The sequence below is a fragment of the Rhodococcus sp. WB9 genome, assembly GCF_007558985.1.
Classification (GTDB): Bacteria; Actinomycetota; Actinomycetes; order Mycobacteriales; family Mycobacteriaceae; genus Rhodococcus_F; species Rhodococcus_F opacus.
On sequence record NZ_CP041769.1, the window covers coordinates 2,001,791 to 2,024,065 of the forward strand.

Consider the following 22,275-nt stretch of genomic DNA (forward strand, 5'->3'; position numbering starts at 1 on the left):
GGGTCAGGCGGGCGGGGTCTCCGGTAGTCCGAACTTCTCGAACAGATCGACGTCGAAGAAGCAGACGACATGGGAGACCCCGTCAGCCGTGACGTCCAGGACGTGGAGCTGGAACGGACGGTGGACGCCGTCCTCCCCGCGCATGTACAGGCCGAGCGCCGGTTGTCGGTTGGCCGCCGTGGGCACCAGACGCATGTCGCCCGCAGCCTTGGCTGGACAGTTTCCGCTGATCAGGGTGCCGATCGAGGCGCCCCCGCGATACCAGCCGTCGAACGGTGGCATCTCCCAGACGGCGTCCTTGGTGAACAGTTCGACGATCGCGTCGATGTCGTAGTTCTCGAACGCGGCGACGTAGCGGTCGAGGAGGTCGCGCTCCTCGGGTGATTCCGGTTCCATGAGAGTGTCGGCCGTCGGCATGGCCAGTTCGAGTTGCGCACGTGCACGCTGCAGCAGGCTGTTGACCGCCGTCGTGGTGGTACCGACAGCCGCCGCGACCTCTGACGCCTTCCACTGCAACACGTCGCGGAGGACGAGAACCGCACGCTGACGTGCAGGAAGATGCTGAAGGGCGGCGATGAACGCCAGCCGCACCGACTCGCGCGACGTCACGACGGTGGCGGGGTCGTTCGCATCGTCGTCGATGAGGCGGTCGGGGAGCGGTCCGAGCCACGGCACCTCGTGTCGTTCGACGAGGTCGGCGGTCGGGTCGGAGTCGGGAGCGCCCAGCCCACTCGGCAGCGGACGCTTGGATTTGCTCTGCAGGGCCGTCAGGCACGTGTTGGTGGCGATCTTGTACAGCCACGTCCGCAGCGACGCCTGCTGCTGGTAGCCGTCGTACCCCCGCCAGGCCCGGATGAAGGTCTCCTGCATCTGGTCTTCGGCGTCGTGAAGTGAGCCCATCATGCGATAACAATGGGCGAGCAACTCGCGCCGGTAAGGGTCGGCGAGTGCGAGGAAATCCCCGTCGAGCGACTGCGCAGCCGTCATGGTTGGAGCTTACTGCGGCCGTCCGACAGATGTCGGGACCTCGCGCCCGCCGACCCGCGGGTCAGCCCCAGTTCACCATCGGCTGCCTCGTCTCGAGCAGGGTCTTCATTCCGCTCAGCACCTCGTTCCAACCGCCGCCCGCACCCTCGGACTCGCGCCTGCCCGCAACCACCTCGGCCAGGCCCGGTGCGTTGGTGAGGTCGTGTGTGACAGTCAGTTTCGCGACACCGGGGCGGCTCGACTGCACGATCTCGTAGGTCAGGGTGGTGAAACCCTCCACGTTGTCGGCGTCCATCAGCATCCGCCACGTCTGCACCAGCTTCTTCGGCGGATCGGACTCGATCACCTCGCCGTCGACGATCACGTCGGGCACGCCCGGGTATTCCTTCATCGCGTCGTCCGCGCGCGATCGGAACGCGCCGCCCGCGCGGAGCTCGTAGTCGACCAGACCGCCGTAACCGTACTGCTGCGACCACTCGGGTTTGGTGATGGCGTCCCAGATGGCCTCCGGCGTCGCCTTGATGTAAACCGCGTAGATCTGGAATGCGTCGGCGGTAGTCATTTCTCTTCCTCCAGTTCGGCTTTCAGCTGAGCGAGCGCACTCGTGTGACGCTCGGTGTATTTGTCGATCCACCGGTTGTGGATCAGCTGTATCGGCACAGGATTGAGGTAGTGAAGTTTTTCCCGGCCGGAGCGGCGCGTGACGACGAGCCCCGCGTCTTCGAGCACACGCAGATGCTTCATGACCCCGAATCGCGTCATCTCGACCTGCGACTCGAGTTCGGTGAGCGTCTGACCATCCTGGGCGAACAATCGGTCGAGTATCAGGCGGCGGGTGGAATCGGCCAGCGCCTTGAAGACGTGATCGTCGTCCATGAATCGACAATAGGTGACCATTTGGTCACATGTCAACGCCCGTGAGTATTTATTAACCGCCGGCGGTTAATAAATACTCACGGGGGAAATTCGCCCCCGGTTCATAAGCCCGCCACGGTGTGTCCACGAAGCAAGGCAGTCCGGTACCTACCGTCCGGAGGTCCCGGTTCGTCACCATGGAGGTTTCAGACAGTGTCCACTGCATCACTCAACCGCCGCGGATTCCTCGGTCGCACCGCGCTCACCGGACTCGGTGTGGCCCTCGCCGGAAGCGTCGACGCCCTCGTCCGGCCGGCGTTCGCGTCTGCGGCGCCGGGACAGGCGATCGGCTACGGACCGCTCGTACCCGACCCGAACCGCATTCTGTCGCTCCCGGTGGGCTTTTCGTACACCGTCGTCGCCCGGTCGGGCGAGACGCAGTTGGACGGTGGCGTACCGGTGCCGAGCGATCCCGACGCCATCGGGGTGTTCGGGCGACCCGGCGGTTCCACACTCGTCACCAATCACGAGATCGGCAGCGACGAACCGTTCGGCGTGCCCGCTCTCGACGGATTGACGTACGACACGGGCGCGCGCGGCGGTACAACCACCACCGCGGTCGGCATCGACGGCGCACGGCAGGGCCAGTACGTCAACGTCGCGGGCACCGTGAACAACTGCGCGGGCGGCATCACCCCGTGGGGAACGTGGTTGACCTGCGAGGAGACGGAGGCGCGGGCGGGGGAGGACGGGTTCCTGCTCGACCACGGTTACGTCTTCGAGGTGGACCCGGCGAGTCAGGACGCGAACAGGGGAAAAAGTCCTGTGCCGCTGAAGTTCCTGGGTCGGTACGCGCACGAGGCCGTGGCGGTGGATCCGGCGTCGAGCACCATCTACCTCACCGAGGACGCGTCCGGGCCGAACGGCCTGTACTACCGGTGGACGCCGCCGCAGGGTTTCCGGGGCGGGCCGAACGCGCTGCGCGAACTCGCGCAGTCTCCGGGCGGCGACACCGCGGGCGCCCTCCAGGCGATGGCGTGCTTCCAGGGCGGAACGCACGTCCCCGACCTGTCGCAGGCCGCCGAGCCGGGAACCGTGTACGCCGTGCAGTGGGTAGGTGTGCCGGACCGCGACGCGACGAGCACGTCGGTGCGCGAGCAGTTCGGGAACGACGTCGTGACCCGGAGCCGCAAGCTGGAGGGACAGTGGTGGGGCGACGGCGGCGCCTACTTCGTCGCGAGCTACGCGCGGACCAGCGACGGCAGCGTCGCCGAGCACGACGGCCAGGTGTGGTTCTACGACCCGGCGAAGCAGACCGTCACGCTGAAGACCCTGTTCGGTGTCAATCCCGATCCCTCTGTCGACACCGGAAACTACGACGGGCCCGACAACATCACCGTCTCGCCGTACGGCGGCGTGATCCTCGCCGAGGACGGCGAAGGAATCAGCCACCTCGTGGGCGTCACGGCGCAGGGTGAGCCGTTCGCGATGGCTCGGAACGAGTTGAACGACAGCGAGTTCTGCGGTCCGGCATTCAGTGCGGACGGGAAGATCCTGTTCGTGAACATCCAGTCGCCGGGGTTGACGCTGGCCATCACGGGTCCGTGGCACCGTCCCCTGTGAGTACTTATTAACCGCCCGCGGTTAATAAGTACTCACAGGCCGGAGGCATAGACCCACCCGCGGAGCGCGAGGAACCGCAGGCCGCCGACGACGGCGCTGACGGCGATGACGAGCGCGACTTGCACCGGGCCGTCGGCGCCGGGGAAGAGCATGTGCAGCAGGGCGAGCGCGAGTGAGCTGACGGCCAGACCGATCAGCGCGAGGGTCCCGCCTTCCCATTGCGCGACGAACCAGCGGACGCGGTCCACGGCGCGGAAGGTGAGCCGCCGGTGGAGTTCGTTGGCCAACATCGAACTGGTCACCACGCCGACCAGGTTGGCGACGAACGACCCGTACATGTCGAGGGTGAAGAACGCGAGAGCGTAGAGCACATTGCTCGACGTGCCCACCAGCGTGAACCGGGTCAATTGAGCGAACACGCCGCCGGCCCGCCCACGTAGAGGGGGATACGTGGGCGGGCCGACGGCGTCGTGGAACTGAACGATCATCTCATTCAGCGGATGAGGGCACCGTTGCCGGTGTCCGTCACGTGGCCGCCGCCGAGGACGCCGGCCACTTGCTCTTCGCTCAGTCCCAGTTCGCGCAGGCGATCCCAGACCGCGTCGAATTCGACGAGCTTGGCGTTGAGATCGGTACGCAGGCGGTTGACCTCGTCGCGGATCTTCTCCGCTTCGTCGATCGCTTCCAGCGTCCGCTCCGGCTGGGGCAGCAGCATGGACAGGAGACGGTCCCGGGCGTCGGCGCTCAACCCCGCGAAGGGCTGCCGCTGATCGGCGGGGGCCTCGTGCCTGCCGCCGCGGACGTCGGACGACTGGATCGGTGCCGTGTCGGGCTCGAGTGCGTACTCCGGAACGGAGGCGTACTCGGGTTCCTGGACGGGCTCCTGCTCGCTCGACAGGTCGATGGTGCGACGCAGCGGGCGGTTGGGCAGCAGGATGACGGCGATCAGGGTGATGACGGCGACGGCGGCGGCGATGAGGAAGATCCGGCCGGTCGCGTCTCCGTATGCGGCGCGGATGACACCCTGCACGGGAGCGGGCATGGACGTCAGGTCCAGGCTTCCGCCGCCGCTGCCTCCGGTCTTGATGCCGATCTTGGCGAAGCCTTCGGCCGACAGGTCGGCGACGCGGGTGGCCAGCACCGAACCGAGAACCGAGACGCCGATCGCGCCACCGAAGGTCCGGAAGAAGGCGACCGAGCTGGATGCCGCACCGATGTTCTGGACGCTGACGGTGTTCTGCACCGCGAGGACCAGGTTCTGCATCAGCATGCCCATGCCGAGACCGATGATCGCGATGTACGCGCCGACGAGGGTCAGGCTGGTCTCGTGATCGATGGTGCCGAGCAATCCGAAGCCGACGATCATCAGGACGGCGCCGCCGACGACGAACGGCTTCCACTTACCGAAGCGAGTGATGAGCTGTCCGGATCCGACCGTGCCGAGGAGCATGCCGGCGACCATCGGGATGGTGAGCACTCCGGCCATGGTCGGGGTGTAGCCACGCGAGGTCTGGAAGTACTGGCCGAGGAACGTGGTGGAACCGAACATTCCGACACCGACGGCGACGGACGCGATGATGGCGAGTCCGGTGGTCTTCTCCGTGACGATCTTGAGCGGGATGATCGGTGACTTGGCCTTGGCTTCGACGAGGATCGTCGCGGCCAGCAGGAGTACACCGGATCCGACGTACATGACCGTCTCACGGGAGAACCACTCGTAGTAGCCCGCCTTGCCGGCGAACGAGACCCAGATCAGCAGGATGGACACACCGGCGGTCAGCAGCAGGGCGCCGAGCCAGTCGATGGAGACGTCGTCCTTCTTCTCGGTCGCGAGGTGCAGCGTGCGCTGCAGCAGGAACAGTGCGATGACGGCGAGCGGCACGCACACGAAGAAGCACCAGCGCCAGCCGAGGGGGCTGTCGACGATGACGCCGCCGAGGATCGGGCCACCCGACATCGACACGGCCATGACGGCACCCATGTAACCGGAGTAGCGGCCGCGCTCACGGGGAGCGACGATGGTGCCGATGATGGCGACGACGAGGGCCGTCAGGCCACCCATGCCGATGCCCTGGATGACGCGCGCGGCCAGCAGGATCGGCACGTTGTGCGCGAAGCCCGCGATCACCGAACCGATGACGAAGATGACGATCGCGCTCTGGACGAGGACCTTCTTGTTGAACAGGTCGGCGAGCTTGCCCCAGATGGGTGTCGAGGCGGCATTGGCGAGCAATGCGCTGGTGATGACCCAGGCGTAGGCGGTCTGGGTGCCCTTCAGGTCACCGATGATCGTCGGGAGGGCGGTGGCGACGATCGTGCTGCTCAGCAGCGCGGTGAACAGTGCCGCGAGCAGGCCCGTGAGGGCTTCGAGGATTTGGCGGTGCGTCATGGCCGTCGTTTCTTCAACCGGCGGCCGAGTCTGTGTTTCGGTCATACGCTTTGTGTTCCAATCGGGTTCGAGCTCGTGACGATCCGGTGTTCTGGATCGAAGAGTGTTTCCTTCAGGTGCCGGATGGACTCGAGGGCAATCGCTGCCTCGGTCTCGTTCCATCCGGTCATCAACTTCTGCATTCGTGCGGCTCGCTGTGTTCTCACGTGCTTGACGTACGCCATTCCCTCCGGCGACACGCGTATTCGGAATGCGCGTCCGTCGGCGGGATCCGAGTGCCGGGTGACGTAGCCGACGTCCACCAGATCGGTGATCTGGCGACTGAGTGAGGACTGGCTGACACACAGCTCGGCGGCGAGTTCGTTCTGCCGGCATTCCCCCCGAGCCGCGAGAACGAGGAGGACCCCCGTCAACGCGCGCGGGATGTGACCGTCGCCTTCCGACACCAGGGCGTCGCGAAGCACGCGGCCGAAGAGGAAGACCTCGTCGATGAGCGCTTCGGTGGTGCCGAGAGATACGGACGACACGGTAGGCACTGACGAGACGGACATGGCAACCCCTGAAGGACGACTTACTTGATGCAAGCAACTATATACATCGTTAGCGCAAGCAAGTAAGTCGATTCGGTGTCTGATGCATCACAAAACGAAGTGAACTATTATCTGCGTATGAATGCAGATATGCGCTCTTGCCGGCGTCGGCTCGACGAAGACCAGGTCGGGCTGGTGGTCGAGGTCTTCCGCATGCTCGCCGACGCGACCCGGGTGCAGGTGCTCTGGCAACTCGTGGGAGGCGAGCTGTCGGTGAACGAGCTGGCCGAACGGGTGGGGAAGCCGGCACCCTCCGTCTCGCAACATCTCGCGAAGCTCCGGATGGCGCGGCTGGTGCGCACGCGGAGGGAGGGAACGTCCATCTACTACAGCGTCGCCAACGAGCACGTGCAGCAGTTGGTCACCGACGCCGTGTTCAATGCCGAGCACGCGGGCCCCGGTATCCCGGGACATCACCGTGCCACCGGCGACCTGCAGGTCATCCACGAGGACGCGGACCTCGCTGCGGAGGGAGGCGGGTGGTGAACGGCCACGGACATTCCCACGGCCACGGCCACGGACATTCGGGTGGCGTCCGCGGGGTGATCCGCGAGATCTTCGCCCCGCACAGCCACGACTCCGCGGACAGCGTCGACGACGCACTCGAGGCGAGCGAGATCGGGATCCGGGCGGTGAAGATCAGCCTGGTGGTGCTGGGCGTCACCGCCCTGGCTCAGGTGATCGTGGTCGCGTTGTCCGGTTCCGTCGCGCTCGCCGCCGACACGATCCACAACTTCTCGGACGCGCTGACAGCGATTCCGCTGTGGATCGCGTTCGCCCTCGGACGGCGGGCGGCCACCCGGCGATTCACGTACGGATACGGCCGGGCCGAAGACCTCGCCGGGTTGTTCGTCGTGGTGATGATCGCGTTGTCCGCGGTCGTCGCGGGTGTCGATGCGACCCGCCGCCTCCTCGATCCCGTGCCGATCCACCACCTCGGGTGGGTGGCCCTCGCTGGTGTCATCGGTTTCGCCGGCAACGAGTGGGTGGCGTTGTACCGCATCCGGATCGGTCGGCGGATCGGCTCCGCCGCGCTCGTCGCCGACGGGCTGCACGCACGGACCGACGGATTCACCTCCCTCGCCGTGGTGCTGGGCGCCGGTGGTGTCGCGGTCGGGATTCCGCTCGCCGACCCGGTGGTGGGCCTGGTCATCACGGCTGCGATCCTGCTCGTGTTACGGACCGCGGCACGCGACGTGTTCCGGCGGTTGATGGACGGCGTCGACCCGGAACTCGTCGACGCCGCCGAACGGGCCCTCGCCGCCGAACCGGGGGTGGTCGGGGTGCGGAGCGTGAAGATGCGGTGGATCGGGCACCACCTGCATGCCGACGCCGAACTCGACGTCGACCCTTCGACCAGCCTGCGCGACGCGCACCGCGTGGCGCACACCGCCGAACACACACTCAGGTACGCCGTTCCGAAGCTGAGTACCGCCCTCATCCATGCCTATCCGGCGCACGACGTGGAGACGGCCGGTCAGACGGCGTGACTCGCCGTCACCGCGGGTCGGGGCCGGTGGCCGCCGGGCGTGCGGGATCCGACGACCACTGCGACCAGGACCCCGGGTACAGGGCGGCGTCGATGCCGGCCAGCGCGAGTGCCGCAACCTGGTGGGCCGCCGTCACGCCCGATCCGCAGTAGACGCCGACCGGACGTCCGGGGTCGGCGCCGACCGCGGCGAACCGTTCGCGCAGCGCCTCGGCAGGCGCGAACCGCCCGTCGGGCCCGAGATTCTCGGACGTCGGGGCGCTGCGGGCACCGGGAATGTGCCCTGTGCGGGGATCGACGGGTTCGGTCTCGCCCGAGTACCGCTCGGCGGCACGGGCATCGAGAAGGCGACCATGGGCGGCGAGTTCGGCGGCCTCGTCCGCGGTCAGCGTCGGCAGGTGGCCAGCGGTGAGCACGACGTCACCGGGGACGCGCGCCTGCTCGTCGCCGGATCGGACGGGGTGGCCCGCCGACGTCCACGCGCCGAAACCACCGTCGAGCATCGTCACCTCGGCAACTCCCGCCCAGCGCAGCAGCCACCACGCCCGCGCGGCGGCGAGGTTCCCGGTGGCGTCGTAGACCACGACGGGACTGCCCGCCCGGACACCCCACCGGCGTGCGGCGTCCTGGAGATCCGGCACCGCCGGTAACGGATGCCTCCCGAGTTCCGGGGTTCCCGGGGCGGCGAGTTCGGTGTCGAGGTCGACGAACACGGCCCCGGGGATGTGCGCGTCGAGATAGTGCTGCCTGCCCTCGGTGTCGCCGAGCGCCCACCGCACGTCGAGAAGGACCGGCGGAGCGTCGCTGCTCAGCGATTCCGCCAACTCGTCGATCGTCACCACAGGGCTCATCGCACCACTGTCGCACAACGAAGGTTCGGTGTGCCGCGCTGCTGCTCGCGGCCGCGGTGTTCGGGCTGGCCGACCCCGTCGAGTCCAGAGTTGCGGCGCGTCGGTCAAGTTCTCGAATGGGTACAAATGGGACGGTTGTGCCTGACATGACATGGGAGCGCGGCCGCACGTGTGGCGAACAGAAATTGGCCAACGGTGACGAAATTCGCGTGGGGAAGTGGATTGGTACGCAGCTATATTGCGCGACGACAGTACCGAAATGAATCGAAAACTGGATGTGGAACTGGTTTCTCGTGGATGTTCGGAGCGCGAAGTCGGCTCATTCGCTGATTCACCGTGAGGTTGCTGGTGGATCAGAAGTTGTTGCTACTCGCGGGTATTCACGCGGATGTGGTGAAGATCGCCACAGAGTGAGCATGAGACTGGCCGGTCTGCAATCATCATCACGGCAACAACACCACATGAACACCACATGCAAGTTCCGAATCCCGAGAGCTTGATCCGGAGGCGAAGCAATGATGGCGTCCAGTTCGACCGTTCGTAGCGCGGTGGACGCACATGCCTCGAACCCGGGTCCCCACGTGGTCGGAGACGCACACGGCGTCGTTCGCCGTCGCTGGCAGACCGCCTATATCCGGCGCCTTGCGGTCACCGACGCGCTGGTCGTGACGGCCGCGGTCGCCACGGCACAGTGGTGGAGATTCGGGGGCTCCGATGCCCAGGTGCACTCGCAGTCCCTCGACAACGTCAGCTACACACTCATTTCCATAGCCCTGATCGCCATGTGGCTGGGAATGCTCACCGTGTTTCATTCCCGCTCACCACGGGTCATCGGCAGCGGACCGGAGGAGTACCGGCGGATCGCGACAGCGACGATGCGCCTGTTCGGGATCATTGCCATCGCAGCGCTACTCGCTCGTCTCGATCTCGCCCGCCTCTACCTCGCGATCGCTCTTCCCGCAGGGTTGGTCGGACTGCTGGTCAGCCGGTGGATGTGGCGTCGGGTGGTGTCGTACAAGAGGGCGCACGGACACTTCCGGACGTCCGTTCTCGCTGTCGGTGCCCACCATTCGGTGCGCAGCCTCGCCGAGTCCTTCGATCGCGGAACGGCGGACGGCTTTCTGGTGGTGGGAGCATGTATTCCGGGTCATCCCCGTCGATTCGACGAGCACATCACGGTGAGCGGTCGTGCCATCCCGGTGCTGGGTAGTGAAAACGATGTGGTGGAAGCGTTGCGTGAATCCGGCGCAGACACCGTGGCGGTCACGGCCACCGAGCATCTGGGACATCACGGGTTGCGGCAGATGGTGTGGGATCTCGAGAACCACGAGGTCGATCTCGTCGTCGCGCCGGGAATGATGGATGTCTCGGGGCCACGCCTGGAAATTCGGCCGGTGGCCGGTCTGCCGCTGATCCACGTCGAGAAGCCGAGCTACCACGGCGCGAGCAAGTTCGGGAAGACGTCGTTCGACATCGCTTTCGCTTTGTTCGCGCTCGTCCTGGTCACTCCTGTGATGCTCGCTGCAGCGGTGGCGGTCAAGCTGACCAGCAGGGGCCCGGTGTTCTACCGGTCCGAACGGATGGGGCTCGATGGGAAGCCGTTCCAGATGTTGAAGTTTCGCTCGATGGTGCAGAACGCCGACACACAGGTGGCGTCGCTCATGGACCGCAACGAGGGTGCCGGGGTGCTGTTCAAACTGCGTGAGGATCCCCGTGTGACACCGGTCGGACGAGTACTCCGCCGGTTCAGCATCGATGAACTGCCGCAGTTCATCAACGTGCTGCGACGTGAGATGAGTATCGTCGGTCCGCGTCCCCCGCTGCACCGGGAAGTGGAGGCGTACGACGGCGACGTTCACCGCCGGCTTCTGGTCAAACCGGGTGTCACCGGCTTGTGGCAGGTGAGTGGCCGTTCGGACCTGTCATGGGAGGAATCGGTGCGGCTCGACTTGTCGTACGTGGAGAATTGGTCGATGGTAAGCGACATGCTGATCATTGCGAAGACCCTGAGGGCTGTGGTGGCGAGTGACGGCGCGTACTGACATGCGGGTGTTGCTCGACGGGTACTGGTGGGTCGACGGACCGCCCTCCGGCCGACTTGTTCTGCGGGAGGCCATCGGTCAGTGGGCGCAGTCCTATCCGGGAGACGAGCTGTTTCTCGCCGTCCCCGCCGGCCGGGTCGACTCGGCGAGAGCGACTGTCCCGGACGGAGTCCGCGTCGTGCCCACTCGCTCGCGAGTGCATCCCCTGATCAACAGCGTGGAACTGCCGTTCGTCGCGCGCAAGATCGGCAACATCGATGCGGTGCTGGCGCAGAACTTCTCCCCGGTGGGCTCGCCGTCCGTCGTGTACGTCCACGACGTGTTGTTCCAGTCCAACCCGGAATGGTTCACGCGAGTCGAACGCGCATACCTTTCCCTCATTCCGAGGCTCGCGCGCCGCGCGGGTTCGGTCGTCACGTCCTCCGGGGCGGAACGGGTGCGGATCCGTTCCCACAACCCGGAAATCGGGCGGGTCGCGACCTCCGGACTCGGCGTGGCACGGGGACTGCTCTCCGCCGAGCCGGTGCCACCACCCGTTGTCTCGGCCGTCGCCGAATTCGTTCTCACGGTTGGACGACTCAATGTGCGCAAGAACGTCCAGCGCATCATCGACGCGGGCGTGGGCTCGGGGCTGATCACCCCGGAGTACCCCTTGGTCGTGGTCGGTGAAGCCTCCGGAAAGAACGCGCCGATTCCACCGTCCACTCGCGCCGCCGTCGAGGACGGCAGCGTGATATTCACCGGGCGCCTGTCCGACGGCGAACTACGGTGGCTCTACGAGAATTGCGACTACTTCTGCTGCCTGTCGCTGGGCGAAGGGTTCGGGCTCCCGCCCGTGGAGGCGCGTGCCTTCGGTGCCCGTGTGCTCGTCAGCGACCTGGACGTGTTCCGCGAAACACTCGGAGCACACGCCGCTTACGTCGACCCACTCGACGTCGAGCGAATCGCGGCCGCCATGGCGGCGCTCGCGAAGGCCGGACCGGAGCATCCGCGACCGAGGGGTCCCCGGGAATCGGCAGACAACGACTGGCCGGAAGTGATTCGAGTGCTGCGTGAAGAACTGCGTCATGTCTCCCACTCGATCGAGGGTGCGACACGGTGACGGTGAACCTGCTCGGCAACGCGTACCTGCACCTGCGCGGCCGGGAACTTCCGGCGGACGTACCCGCGACGGTCGTGGCGGGATTCGCGCTGCGCAAGGGAATCGAGGCGGCACGCGGTCTGGTGCTGGGCGCACGTTATGCGGGTGCGTCCACCCTGCACTTCCGTGGACGGCGCGTGACGGTGACGGGTGCAGCGTTCCTGCGGGTAGGCAAAGGCGTCTGCCTCGGTGACGACGTCCGGGTCGAGGCATTCTCACGGAACGGAATCGAACTCGGCGACAACGTCACCGTGGGCCGAGGCGCGACCATCGCGGCATCAGGGGTGATCGCGAATCCCGGGATCGGGGTCGTGATCGGCGACCGGACCGCTGTGGGCATGTACAACACCGTCTGGGGTCAGGGTGGCGTCGTGATCGGACGCGACTGCCTCCTCGGGCCCAACGTGGTGATCGTCAGCGAGAACCACGTGTATTCCGACGAAGACACGCCCATCCGGTTTCAAGGCGAACAGAGACTGCCCGTGACCGTCGGCGACGACTGCTGGCTCGGAGCCGGCGTGGTCGTCGTCGCCGGGGTCACCATCGGCGACGGTTCGGTTGTCGGCGCGGGGTCCGTGGTGACCGGCGACCTCCCGCCGGGAAGTGTGGCCGTCGGGTCCCCTGCCCGGATAGTCGGGAGCAGGCGTGAAAAGGGCGGTAAGACGGCATGAGTGAGGAACGCAGAATTCGCGTCTCGGTGCTGGTGGTCACGTACAACAGTGCTGCCGTGATCGGCCGGTGCCTCCAACCGCTGGCCGACGAACCCGACATCGAGATCGTCGTCCTCGACAACGATTCACACGACGCCACCCTCGACACGGTGAACCGCATCGCGCCCCGTGCGCGGGTTATCCGGAGTTCCGAAAATCTGGGGTTCGCGCGCGGGGTGAACGCAGCCGCGGCGCAGGCGTGCGGTGAGCATCTACTGCTGCTCAATCCCGATGCCCGCATCGACGCCGCCGACGTGCGCGCGCTCGGCCGGGTCCTCGACGAGGGAGCAGGCATCGCCGCCCCCGTCCTGGAGAAGCCGGGCGATCGTCTCACCATCCGGGAAGGGGGCCGCCGTCCGGACCTGTGGCGCGTCTTCTGTCACTACTACGGCTTGTCGCGACTGTCCTCGACGTCGGGGGCCGTCGAGGGTCTCTACCTTCTGAAGCGGAATTCGTTCGTCAGCAGGGACGTCGACTGGGTTTCCGGAGCCTGTCTGATGACACACGCCGAACTGTGGCGCGAACTGGGCGGGCTGACCACTCGCTGGTTCATGTATGCGGAAGATCTCGAATACTGCCTCCGTGTCCAGGATGCGGGCCACCGGATCGTCATGTCCGCCGAGGCGTCGGGTGTGCACACGATCGGCGAGAGCTCGGCGCCGTCGGGGGACCGCAGGCCGAACTCGGCGTGGGTGGTCAATCTGTACGACCTGTACAAGTGGAGGATCTCTCGTTCACGCATCCAGAATCTGTCGTGGAAGTTCGCGGTGAGTGGGGGATTGCTCGCTCGGTCGGCTGCGTATCGCATACGCGCCGTGCAGGACCGGCCCCGGCGGCGGTCCTGGCTGGAGGAGTCCCGAAAGTTCTCCTCGTATGCGCGGGACCTCCTGCGGGTGCCGTCCGGCCTGCCGAAGGACGCCGAGCCCGGGGAGGTGATCGATCGTGAGCACGCCCGTACGTGACGCGGTGAACCGATTGTCGCCGTCCACCTGCCTCATCCCCGGTGTTCTCGTCCTCGCGGTGCTCCTCCCGTCCCTGGTGGGGGTTACCGTCACGCTCGCGGTGCTCGCCGGCATCGCGGTCTCGGTTCTGTGCAGCCGTCATCCGCGGATCGCGCTGACGCTGTGGCTCCTTGTCGTGTGCTTCGTCCCGTTCTGGTTCGGCGCCACCGACCCCTTCTACCTGTCGCCGACCGCTCTGATGTCGCTGCTGGTCCTCGGCGCGATGCTGCTCTTCAACCGGTGGGAGCCCAACAAGATCGACGTGTGCATCCTCGTCTTCTTCGCGTGCTGTGCGATTCTCGTCGTCGTCGGCTGGGCTCGTCCCGGCGACGTGACGAGCGCGTTGTCGCAGTGGTTGCTGTCGTTCCTGGTGGGGCGGCTGCTGGTTCAGCGTGTGGGCACCGAGTTCACGTATCGTGTCGTCGCGGTTCTCTTCACCGTCGTCGCGGTCTGTGCGGTGGCCGAATTCGTTCTGCGCTGGAACCCGTACTACGACCTGACGAATGCGACTGTGCAGTACCGGCTGTGGGGCCATTCCCAGCTGCGCGGAGGAATTATTCGCTCGGAGTGGGCTTTCGGGCATTCCATCGCACTCGCCAATTCGGTCGCACTCGTGATCCCGATCGTGTTCGCCACGAGCTTCCGGACGCGCGTCAAGGTCGTGTGTATCGCGCTGATGCTGGCGGCAGCGGTGGTGTCGTTCAGTCGTTCGGGCATGATCAGCGCCGCTTTCGCCGTGTTCCTGACGCTGTTCTTCATGAAGGGCAGAAGCGATTCGCGGAGCGGGATGCTCGTGCTCGCGGGCGGTGTCGTCGGTGCGGCGCTGGCGAGTCCCTGGATTGTCGGCATCTTCGAACAGGCGGGTTCGGAGGCGGAGGACAGCGCCCAGTACCGCTCGAAACTGAACGGCCTGATCCCGACGATGAATCCGATGGGAATCGCGACCGGATACGTCGAATCGGACGGAGTTCCCTACTTCAGTGGGTTCAAATCGATCGACAGCACGTTCGTGCTGCTGGGTCTGAGCTTCGGTCTCTTCGTCGCAGCGGCGGCGATTCTCGGAACGGTGTGGCTCGCGGTCCGTGTGATCAGCCGGACCGCCACGCCGCCGATGATCGGCGTGGCAGCCGTCGTGCCTGCCCTCTTCACAGTCGCACTGATCACCCAGTTCGGTGCGCTCCTGTGGTTCTTCATCGGGATGGTCTCTCTCACCGGTGCGAGACGGCCGGAATCGGAACTGCGCCGCATCCGCCACGATCGACAATCGCAACTGACAGGGGCGGCCGCATGACGAAGGTACTCGTTTTGTGGGCCGACACCAGATCGGCCAATTTCGGTGTGCAGGTGCTGGCTCGGGGCCTCGCCGAACTCGCGACCCGGGCGTGGGGCCCGGACACCGTCGTCGAGTTCCAGAACTACATGCCGGGCGACTCTCCCGTCTCGTTCACCACCCGATCGATCGCGCGCGATTTCGGCAGGCGAAACGGTCCGATCAAGGCGAAACTCCGCGAATACGACGTCATCCTCGATTCGGGTGCGGGAGACAGCTTCACCGACATCTACGGCCTGAAGCGGCACGCGTTCATGGTGTATGCCAGCAGGTCGGCCGCGAAACTGGGGATTCCCCTGGCGATGGGGCCGCAGACGATAGGCCCGTTCACCACGGCAGCAGGACGACGCGGCGGGAAATACTGCCTCGACAGAGCTTCGGTCGTGCAATCCCGCGACGACGTCAGTGCCGAGTACTCGGCGACGCTAGGTCGGCCCGTCGATGCGCGCGCGACGGACGTCGTGTTCGCACTGCCGCGCGCCGAGGTCCCGAAGTCGCGGGACGTGGTGGTCAATGTGTCGGGTCTGCTGTGGTTCTCGGATCGGCACGGCGACTCCGCCGGCTACCGCACCTCCGTCCGCTCCCTGCTCGACGAGTTGCGCTCGGCGGGAAGGCAGGTCAGCCTGCTCGCACACGTCGTGGACGCGGTCAGCATCGACGACGACGTGGCGGCGGTCCGGGAACTCGGCGCCCAATTCCGTTCCGCGTTGGAGGTCGTCGTTCCGCGCACGCTCGACGAAGTCAGGAGCACGGTGGGTTCGGCGGAGTGGGTCGTCGGCGCGCGGATGCACGCGTGCCTGAACGCGCTGTCGATGGGCACACCGGCCATTCCGTGGGCGTATTCGCGCAAGTTCGCACCCCTGATGTCCGACCTCGGCTGGGATCTGAGTGTCGACCTCGCGCACGAGCAGAACCCGGGCGAGGTGACGGCCCAGGTCATCACGACGCGGAAGGGTTCCGACGTCGGCGACCAGTTGAAGGGGGTCCACGACCTCGCCGAGGAACGCCTGGAGGCCGCGGTCGCATCTCTGCAGTCAGTGGGGGCGCCGTGACCCGCACCCTCGAAGACGCCGTCCGACGCGTGGTCGTCAACGGAAACTGCACCGGCTGCGGTGGATGCACACTCGTGTCCGCCCGCATCGAAATGCATCTGGACACGGAGGGGTACATGCGCCCGTCCTTCACCACGGCCGAGGGCGAAGCCGACTCCGATCGCGAAGAACGCGCACTGTTCGAGGCCACCTGTCCCGGCAGGCGGGTTCGCGCACCCGAACTGTCCGGCGCCACCGCACATGCCGTCTTCGGCAGCTACGTCTCGGTGTGGAAGTCGTGGGCCATCGACGACGATGTCCGTGAATCAGGTAGCAGCGGAGGAGTTCTCACAGCCCTCGCTGCGTGGCTGGTGGAGACGGGACGGACGCGGTCGGTCATCGGCAGCAGCCCCGGGGCGAGTCCGACTCGCAGTGTGCCGATCCAGATCGTCTCCAAGGATCAGGCGCTGCGGGCGGCGGGGTCCCGCTACGCACCGGTCAGCAACCTCCCGCTCCTGGCATCCGCGGCAGCCGACAACGCACTCATCGGCAAACCCTGCGAGGCGACAGCCGCGCGACAGTACTTCGACGCGATCGGCTCGCCGCAGGCGGACCACCCGATCCTGCTGTCGTTCTTCTGCGCCGGTACCCCCAGCCAGCAGGCGACCGACACCCTGGTCGAGGAACTGGGATTCACCACAGACGGGGTCACCGCGCTGCGTTACCGGGGCAACGGCTGGCCGGGAACGTTCGCAGTCCGCTCGGAATCGGATGTACGGGAACTGTCGTACGACGAGTCGTGGGGGCAGCATCTGGGACGCCGGCTCCAATGGCGGTGCAAGCTCTGTGTCGACGGAACCGGGGGGCACGCCGACATCGCCGTCGGCGACTACTGGCGGTGCGACGAGCGCGGCTATCCGGTCTTCGACGACGCGGACGGTGTGTCGGTCGCGATTGCCCGAACCCAGCGCGGTCACGAGTTGCTGCTCGAAGCCGAGCGCTGCGGGATACTTCACCTCGAGGAGATCGACATCGACAGTGTCCTGCCGGTGCAACCACTACAGGTCGGACGCAAACAGACCTTGGCGGGCAGGTTGCTCGGCCGGATGGCGGGTGGAAGGCGAGTTCCCCGGTACGCGGGATACGGTCTGCTCGTACTCGCGGCCCGTACCCCGGTCGCGGCGCTGCGCTCGGCGGCCGGCACGTTCGTCCGCACCATTTCGAGTTGAGCGGGACGGGGTTCGAGTAGATGGGTGGATCGACGGTGCCGACGGAGATGCAGCAGAGTTGGTGTGGCCGGCTCGTGGCCCGACACTTCGCGACGCTGCCACTGAAGCGACGGTTTCTCGTGTTTGTCGCGCGAAGTGAAGGCGGACAGTTTACTTCACTCTCCCTCCGCACAATCCTCGACCGGCATTACGGCGTGCGCGTGGGAAACTATTCCTACGGGGCGCTGCTCGAACCCGGAATGGCAGACCGAGACACCGTCATCGGGTCGTATGTGTCCATCGGCCCCAACGTGCGCAGGCTCGGCGCCGCGCATCCCGTCGGCTCCCTGAGCATGCACCCGTTCTGGTACAACCCCGCACTCGGACTGGTGCCACCCGAGGCCGACGTGGAGCGGACCGGGTGCGAGATCGGCCACGAATCGTGGATCGGCGCCAACGTGACGATTCTGCCGGGATGCCGGCGAATCGGGATCGGAGCCGTGGTCGGTGCGGGTGCCGTGGTCACCAGGGATGTGCCCGACTTCGCCGTCGTGGTGGGAACTCCCGCGCGGCAGATCGCCGAGCGGCTGACGGACGACCAGCGTCGGAGACTGCTCGATTCCCGTCCCTGGGAACTCGGTCCGGTGGAGTGCCGCGCTGCCCTGGATCGCCTCGGGGGCGGTGTCCGATGACGGCGTCCGCCCGGATCCGCACCCTCGTGGTCGCGGATTCCCCGGCGCAACTGGTGGTCGGGAACCTCGGGGCAGCCGCGCTCTCACTCCTCAGCGCACCGATCGTCGCGCGTGCGATCGGGCCGGACGGCAGAGGTGAGACGGCGGCGGCGATCGCCCTCTTCTTCATCGTGCCCATCGTCCTTGCCTTCGGAATGCCACTCGAGGTGCGGAGAGTGGCGTCGACGACGGACGGCAGGGCGGCACTCCGCAGCGCCCGAGTCTTCTGCGCTCTCAGCGTGTTCCTGTCGGTGCCCGTCGCGATCGTCGCCTGGCTGACCCTGTTCGCCGATTTCGAGGACTCGGCGCGGATCGTGGCCGCAGTGGGCCTGGCCCTCAGCCCCCTGGCCATGAGCTGGATGTGCGACAGCAGCGTCCTGATCGCGCACCTTCGCTACCGGGCTGTCCTCGTCGTGAGAATTGCCTACCCGGCAATCTACGTCTCGCTCGTGCTGGTGTGGTGGATCCTCGGACTCGCCACAACGGCGACCGTTCTGGCAGCGAACATCGCGGGAACGGCCGGGACCTTCGTCGTGGCCCTGGTGCTGACGAGGACTTCTGTCCGGGGTGCGTATCACCCGCTGGGTTCACTGAGCAGAGGGGCTGTGCGATACGCGGGCAGCGCCGTCGCCGAATCCGCGTCGAGCCGGCTCGACCAGGTGCTCGTTCTGCCGCTGCTCGGCGCCGCGCAGGCCGGCATGTATTCCGTCGCGGTGACCGTGGCGGCCGTCCCGCTCGCCCTCGGACAGGCGCTGGGGGCGTCGTTCTTTCCGCTCGTCGCCCGCACCGGGGGAGCGGAGCGTGCGAAGCTGAAGGCGGAGGCCGCGAGGGTCGGTGTCGCGCTTGCCTTACTGAGCACCCCCGTTCTCGCGGCCGCGTCCTACGTCGGGATCCCGATCGTGTTCGGCGAGGCCTTCGAGCCGGCGGTTCGAGTGGCCGTGGTGAGCGTGATCGGTGGCGGTGCCATGCTGGCTGCCTACGTGTGCTCGATGGCCCTCGCCGCCGAAGGAAGAGGCGTGCGCATGACGATCGCGCAGATCATGGCTCTGGTCGCGGGCATCGGACTTCTGTACCTGCTGGGGCCGCCGTTCGGCGCGGTGGGCGCCGCGGCGGCATCGTCGGTGTCCTATCTGCTCCTGCTCGCATTCCTTCTGGTGTCGCTGAACGTGCCGCTCGGGGATCTGAGGGTGCGGACTTCGGATTTCACGGAGTCGGTGGCGCGCCTGCTGCGCCGAGCCTGACCGACTCGCCCCCTCACCGTGCGATGTCGAGCAAAGCTTCGTGATATGCCGAGCACACCCCTACCCAGGTGTAGTCGGTGGCCTGTCGCGCGAGCGTTCCGGAGCTCAGCGTGTTCTGCAGTTCACGATCCGAGAGCACTTCCGCCATCCCCCGGGCGATGGAGTCGCTGTCCGGCTCGACGAATCGCGCGGCGGTGCCGAGCACTTCGCGGTTGAAGACCGTGTCGCGGGCCACCGTGGGGGTCCCGCAGGCCATTGCCTGGACCAGCGCGGGATTGGTACCGCCCACACTGTGGCCGTGGAAGTAGGCGCCCGCGTGCTGCCACAGGGCGAACAATTTGTCGTCGTCACTCACGTGGCCCAGCCAGTGAATGCGTTCGGACTCCGCGGCGAGTTGTGCTGCCCTGGCATCGAACTCACCTCCGTATCCCGACGATCCGACGATGACGACGTCCCATTCGTCGCTCAAACGCTCGGCGGCGGAGAAGAACTCCCCGACCGTGTTCTCCGGAACGAAGCGAGCGACCATCAGCGCGTACGACCGGGAGCCGAAACCCTCGACCGGATCGAGTTCCGGCGGAACCGTGCCGCCGTAGGGGATGAACAACCCGTCGCGCCGGAACTCCTCGGACCACCGGCGTTCGAGTTCCTTCGAGTCGTAGACGAGCCTGTCACCCAGCCTGGCGGTGAGATGGGCGCCGCCCTTGAACACCGACTTCGCCAGCCCGCCCCACTTGGCGCGTTCCCATTCGATGCCGTCCACGTTGATCAGGGTGGGAATCCCCCGCGCCTTCAGGAGTGGGAGCCAGTACCCGTTGGCCACGTTCATGATCAATGCGACGTCGGGTCGGCGCCGCGACGCGTGCGCCGCCGCGGTGAGGCCGTAGGAGAGCGTACTGAGTGACTTCGACTCGACGCCGCGTGTGACCACGGTGCCGATCCGCGGATCGGCACCGGGGTCGTCCGTGCGGGTGGAGTCCGCTCTGCCGTAGACGGTCACGGACCACCCGTGCTCGGCGAGATACGGCGCCAACTGGCGGACGAGTGTCTCGAAACCGCCGTAGTAGCTGGGGTAACCGCGGGTTCCGAGAATGGCAACCGACTTCTTCATGAATCCTCTTCGACAGGTGGAGGTTGGGACGGCAGTACGACGATCAGTCGCCACAGGCAGGGACGTTCACGGTGACTTTCGGATCGTCCACGAGCGGTTGGACGGGTACCCGCGCCGCACCGGGCACGGCAGGCTCAGTCAAGGCGTAACGCAGTTCCACGGTCTCGCCCCGGGGCACGGTGGTGGGAATGCTGAACACGGGGTGCCCCAGTTCGTTGCCGTTGACGGTGAATGCGGGCCTGCCGTTGACGGTGGCCTTGTCCAGTTTCGCTCCGCGTGTGGCGAGCAGGGAGATCATCGCGACGTTGGTACCGGGCGGGACCTGACGATTGTTGTAGGTGCCCGCGACGTATCGCGGGTAGTCGCCTGCCGGGAGATTGTTGGTGAGGCGCACCGTCACTTCGGAGGTCCGGGTGTCGCCGATGCAGGTCTCCGCCGTGTAGTCGATTTCCCGGGTCAGGTAGTAATCGAGTTTGTTGCCGGCGTTGTTGTTGACGACGACGCTCGCGTACGGTGCATCGTCCTCGGGCACCGTGTGCCCCAATGGGGTGCCGGCCAGGACGGCCTGTTCCTCGGGGTGGGCACTCCACACCGCGATCCTGCGCTCGCTCACCGCTTTGCCGATGGCATCGAGAAGTAGTTGTGGCGACGCGATGTTGCCGGTCATCTTCTCGACCACCTTCGCGGCGATCGTCTGGAGGTACGTCTTGCGGGCGACGTTGTTGGCGACGATCTCGGTGTCGCTGACACCCGCGTATCGGATGTATGCGGTGGACTCGGTGAGTTCAACGACGTTCCCGGCGTCGACCACTTCACCGTCCGGCATGGTGACAGGCCCCACAGCGCCGAGCACGTAACTCAGTGCCACCGGATCTGTCGCTATCGCACCGTCGACCTGTTCCCCGGATTCCTGCGCCCACAGTGATTGCCAAATCTGTCCGGCGTAAGGAAAGTGGGTACTGAGATTGCTGTTTCGGATGTCGGTTGACGGGTTGTAGCTCCCGTAAAGTCCGTTGAAATCAGACCCTAGGTCCAGTGGTTGGTGCTCATAGGAAACCTCGGTGTTTTTTCCGAGTGTATCAACCTGCGCCTCACCATCGTTCGCCCGAATGATGCCGTATCCACCGACAAGACCGCCGGTTCCACGCGCCTCGGCGTTGGTTTGGAACGCCATAAAGTAGTTCCGCGGTCCGTCCGCGCCCATCATTGCAGGGAGAATGTCGGCCCCGATTGCCGTGTTCTCCAACAGTTTCGCCACATCGTCGGTCTGATTCTGCAGCTCCGAACGCACGTCGTCGATGGGCCCGAGATAGCCCGCACCCGGCACCTGGTGGGCCTGATCGGCGAGAGCGCGTGCGGCGAGGGACGTCTGTTTCAGAGCCGGAGCGGCCTCTCGAAGTGGTTGCAGTTTCACCTTCCCACCGTCCGAGATCAGATCTCCCGGAGACAGGGCGGTTCCGGTCTCCACCGCCGGAGCGAGGACGTCCCGGGTGAGTCCGACGACGACGTCCGACATCCTCTGGATCGACTCGAAAGGTGCGCCGGCCCCAGGTATTCCCGCGAGCTGTCGCCACGGCGCAGAATGTAGGCTGACCTGCGCATTCTCGGCCTGAATCACGGCTTCGGCGGCCGCGTTCCGGGCGCCTTCGGTGTCGCCCCCCAGTAGCGAATTCTTGGCGAGTTGGGCGTTGTCCCTGGCCCCGGTGAGGTCGTGCTGAACGTCCCAGGCCGAGTAGCCGAACCAGCCGATGACGGCCAGTGCGAGGACGCCTGTACCCGCGAGTACGTATCGCCGACGGCGTCGCGCGGGCCCGGGAACGGTATCACCGGACGGTGAATCTTCCACGTGCGAAACGCTCTTGTCGTTCGTGCCCATGCAGTGCGACTCCTATTCTGTCTGTGCGAAAGGATATCTGTGACATAGGTCGCGGCGCGCACCGAACGA

Annotated in this window: 21 protein-coding genes; 12 read left to right on the forward strand and 9 right to left on the reverse strand. The window is 66.2% G+C overall.

The window, feature by feature from the left end; translation table 11 throughout:
- Positions 1 to 3 precede the first annotated feature (3 nt).
- The 3 genes from FND50_RS09320 to FND50_RS09330 all read right to left on the reverse strand — a co-directional run bounded on the left by FND50_RS09320 (position 4) and on the right by FND50_RS09330 (position 1,863).
- The gene (locus tag FND50_RS09320) at positions 4 to 987 is read right to left on the reverse strand and encodes a sigma-70 family RNA polymerase sigma factor (protein WP_144285543.1); all 984 of its coding nucleotides are present in this window, start codon (positions 985 to 987) and stop codon (positions 4 to 6) included.
- Between the two features lie 61 nt (positions 988 to 1,048).
- Positions 1,049 to 1,549, reverse strand: a complete 501-nt coding sequence (locus FND50_RS09325) for an SRPBCC family protein (protein WP_144285544.1) — start codon at positions 1,547 to 1,549, stop codon at positions 1,049 to 1,051.
- A complete protein-coding gene (locus FND50_RS09330; protein ID WP_005573288.1) occupies positions 1,546 to 1,863 on the reverse strand; it encodes a helix-turn-helix transcriptional regulator in 318 nt (105 codons plus the stop codon). The genes FND50_RS09325 and FND50_RS09330 overlap by 4 nt, the downstream gene beginning before the upstream one ends.
- A gap of 192 nt (positions 1,864 to 2,055) precedes the next feature.
- Between FND50_RS09330 and FND50_RS09335 the strand changes: the two genes are divergently transcribed.
- Complete coding sequence (locus tag FND50_RS09335; RefSeq protein ID WP_144285545.1) at positions 2,056 to 3,465, forward strand: alkaline phosphatase PhoX; 1,410 nt, start codon at positions 2,056 to 2,058, stop codon at positions 3,463 to 3,465.
- A gap of 32 nt (positions 3,466 to 3,497) precedes the next feature.
- On the opposite strand, the gene FND50_RS09340 is transcribed toward FND50_RS09335, so the two are convergent.
- The 3 genes from FND50_RS09340 to FND50_RS09350 are packed head-to-tail and all read right to left on the reverse strand — an operon-like array spanning position 3,498 to position 6,405.
- A complete protein-coding gene (locus FND50_RS09340) occupies positions 3,498 to 3,953 on the reverse strand; it encodes a GtrA family protein (protein ID WP_144285546.1) in 456 nt (151 codons plus the stop codon).
- Between the two features lie 5 nt (positions 3,954 to 3,958).
- A complete protein-coding gene (locus FND50_RS09345; RefSeq protein WP_144285547.1) occupies positions 3,959 to 5,899 on the reverse strand; it encodes an MDR family MFS transporter in 1,941 nt (646 codons plus the stop codon).
- Positions 5,896 to 6,405: a MarR family winged helix-turn-helix transcriptional regulator gene (locus tag FND50_RS09350; RefSeq protein ID WP_144285548.1), complete on the reverse strand. Its 510-nt coding sequence runs from the start codon at positions 6,403 to 6,405 to the stop codon at positions 5,896 to 5,898. Before FND50_RS09350 ends, FND50_RS09345 begins: the two co-directional genes overlap by 4 nt.
- A 117-nt stretch (positions 6,406 to 6,522) precedes the next feature.
- Here FND50_RS09350 and FND50_RS09355 point away from each other — a divergent pair, with 117 nt between their 5' ends.
- Both FND50_RS09355 and FND50_RS09360 read left to right on the forward strand, forming a co-directional pair.
- Positions 6,523 to 6,930, forward strand: a complete 408-nt coding sequence (locus tag FND50_RS09355) for a metalloregulator ArsR/SmtB family transcription factor (RefSeq protein WP_144285549.1) — start codon at positions 6,523 to 6,525, stop codon at positions 6,928 to 6,930.
- Entirely contained in the window at positions 6,927 to 7,934 is a 1,008-nt protein-coding gene (locus FND50_RS09360; protein ID WP_144285550.1) for a cation diffusion facilitator family transporter, read from the forward strand. Before FND50_RS09355 ends, FND50_RS09360 begins: the two co-directional genes overlap by 4 nt.
- Positions 7,935 to 7,941: 7 nt before the next feature.
- Here FND50_RS09360 and FND50_RS09365 read toward each other — a convergent pair whose 3' ends face one another.
- A complete protein-coding gene (locus tag FND50_RS09365) occupies positions 7,942 to 8,775 on the reverse strand; it encodes a sulfurtransferase (protein ID WP_144289012.1) in 834 nt (277 codons plus the stop codon).
- A gap of 527 nt (positions 8,776 to 9,302) precedes the next feature.
- Here FND50_RS09365 and FND50_RS09370 point away from each other — a divergent pair.
- The 9 genes from FND50_RS09370 (at position 9,303) to FND50_RS09410 (ending at position 19,219) form a co-directional block, all read left to right on the forward strand.
- Positions 9,303 to 10,826, forward strand: a complete 1,524-nt coding sequence (locus FND50_RS09370; RefSeq protein ID WP_144289013.1) for a sugar transferase — start codon at positions 9,303 to 9,305, stop codon at positions 10,824 to 10,826.
- Positions 10,810 to 11,928 (forward strand): glycosyltransferase, encoded by a 1,119-nt coding sequence (locus FND50_RS09375; RefSeq protein WP_144285551.1) that lies wholly within the window; start codon positions 10,810 to 10,812, stop codon positions 11,926 to 11,928. Before FND50_RS09370 ends, FND50_RS09375 begins: the two co-directional genes overlap by 17 nt.
- On the forward strand, positions 11,925 to 12,638 hold the full coding sequence (locus tag FND50_RS09380) for a DapH/DapD/GlmU-related protein (RefSeq protein ID WP_144285552.1): 714 nt from the start codon (positions 11,925 to 11,927) through the stop codon (positions 12,636 to 12,638). The genes FND50_RS09375 and FND50_RS09380 overlap by 4 nt, the downstream gene beginning before the upstream one ends.
- Positions 12,635 to 13,639: a glycosyltransferase family 2 protein gene (locus FND50_RS09385; RefSeq protein ID WP_144285553.1), complete on the forward strand. Its 1,005-nt coding sequence runs from the start codon at positions 12,635 to 12,637 to the stop codon at positions 13,637 to 13,639. Before FND50_RS09380 ends, FND50_RS09385 begins: the two co-directional genes overlap by 4 nt.
- Positions 13,620 to 14,969 carry a hypothetical protein gene (locus FND50_RS09390; RefSeq protein WP_144285554.1) on the forward strand — a complete coding sequence of 450 codons (1,350 nt, stop codon included), beginning with the start codon at positions 13,620 to 13,622 and terminating at the stop codon, positions 14,967 to 14,969. Before FND50_RS09385 ends, FND50_RS09390 begins: the two co-directional genes overlap by 20 nt.
- Positions 14,966 to 16,060, forward strand: coding sequence for a polysaccharide pyruvyl transferase family protein (locus FND50_RS09395; RefSeq protein ID WP_260850949.1), 1,095 nt, complete (start codon positions 14,966 to 14,968; stop codon positions 16,058 to 16,060). The genes FND50_RS09390 and FND50_RS09395 overlap by 4 nt, the downstream gene beginning before the upstream one ends.
- Positions 16,057 to 17,268, forward strand: coding sequence for a Coenzyme F420 hydrogenase/dehydrogenase, beta subunit C-terminal domain (locus FND50_RS09400; protein ID WP_144285555.1), 1,212 nt, complete (start codon positions 16,057 to 16,059; stop codon positions 17,266 to 17,268). Before FND50_RS09395 ends, FND50_RS09400 begins: the two co-directional genes overlap by 4 nt.
- Before the next feature lie 200 nt (positions 17,269 to 17,468).
- A complete protein-coding gene (locus FND50_RS09405; RefSeq protein WP_313905308.1) occupies positions 17,469 to 17,939 on the forward strand; it encodes an antibiotic acetyltransferase in 471 nt (156 codons plus the stop codon).
- Positions 17,936 to 19,219: an oligosaccharide flippase family protein gene (locus tag FND50_RS09410; protein ID WP_144285556.1), complete on the forward strand. Its 1,284-nt coding sequence runs from the start codon at positions 17,936 to 17,938 to the stop codon at positions 19,217 to 19,219. Before FND50_RS09405 ends, FND50_RS09410 begins: the two co-directional genes overlap by 4 nt.
- A 13-nt stretch (positions 19,220 to 19,232) precedes the next feature.
- Here FND50_RS09410 and FND50_RS09415 read toward each other — a convergent pair whose 3' ends face one another.
- Positions 19,233 to 20,330 (reverse strand): glycosyltransferase, encoded by a 1,098-nt coding sequence (locus tag FND50_RS09415; protein ID WP_144285557.1) that lies wholly within the window; start codon positions 20,328 to 20,330, stop codon positions 19,233 to 19,235.
- Between the two features lie 43 nt (positions 20,331 to 20,373).
- Positions 20,374 to 22,206 carry a DUF4012 domain-containing protein gene (locus tag FND50_RS09420; RefSeq protein ID WP_144285558.1) on the reverse strand — a complete coding sequence of 611 codons (1,833 nt, stop codon included), beginning with the start codon at positions 22,204 to 22,206 and terminating at the stop codon, positions 20,374 to 20,376.
- Between the last annotated feature and the right edge of the window lie 69 nt (positions 22,207 to 22,275).

Coding starts and splice junctions, on each gene's coding strand:
- FND50_RS09325 (WP_144285544.1), bottom strand. CDS start 1,549: ATGACTACCGCCGACGCATTCCAGATCTACGCGGTTTACATCAAGGCG.
- FND50_RS09395 (WP_260850949.1), top strand. CDS start 14,966: ATGACGAAGGTACTCGTTTTGTGGGCCGACACCAGATCGGCCAATTTC.
- FND50_RS09415 (WP_144285557.1), bottom strand. CDS start 20,330: ATGAAGAAGTCGGTTGCCATTCTCGGAACCCGCGGTTACCCCAGCTAC.
- FND50_RS09330 (WP_005573288.1), bottom strand. CDS start 1,863: ATGGACGACGATCACGTCTTCAAGGCGCTGGCCGATTCCACCCGCCGC.
- FND50_RS09370 (WP_144289013.1), top strand. CDS start 9,303: ATGGCGTCCAGTTCGACCGTTCGTAGCGCGGTGGACGCACATGCCTCG.
- FND50_RS09350 (WP_144285548.1), bottom strand. CDS start 6,405: ATGTCCGTCTCGTCAGTGCCTACCGTGTCGTCCGTATCTCTCGGCACC.
- FND50_RS09420 (WP_144285558.1), bottom strand. CDS start 22,206: ATGGGCACGAACGACAAGAGCGTTTCGCACGTGGAAGATTCACCGTCC.
- FND50_RS09340 (WP_144285546.1), bottom strand. CDS start 3,953: ATGATCGTTCAGTTCCACGACGCCGTCGGCCCGCCCACGTATCCCCCT.
- FND50_RS09410 (WP_144285556.1), top strand. CDS start 17,936: ATGACGGCGTCCGCCCGGATCCGCACCCTCGTGGTCGCGGATTCCCCG.
- FND50_RS09345 (WP_144285547.1), bottom strand. CDS start 5,899: ATGACCGAAACACAGACTCGGCCGCCGGTTGAAGAAACGACGGCCATG.
- FND50_RS09355 (WP_144285549.1), top strand. CDS start 6,523: ATGAATGCAGATATGCGCTCTTGCCGGCGTCGGCTCGACGAAGACCAG.
- FND50_RS09385 (WP_144285553.1), top strand. CDS start 12,635: ATGAGTGAGGAACGCAGAATTCGCGTCTCGGTGCTGGTGGTCACGTAC.
- FND50_RS09320 (WP_144285543.1), bottom strand. CDS start 987: ATGACGGCTGCGCAGTCGCTCGACGGGGATTTCCTCGCACTCGCCGAC.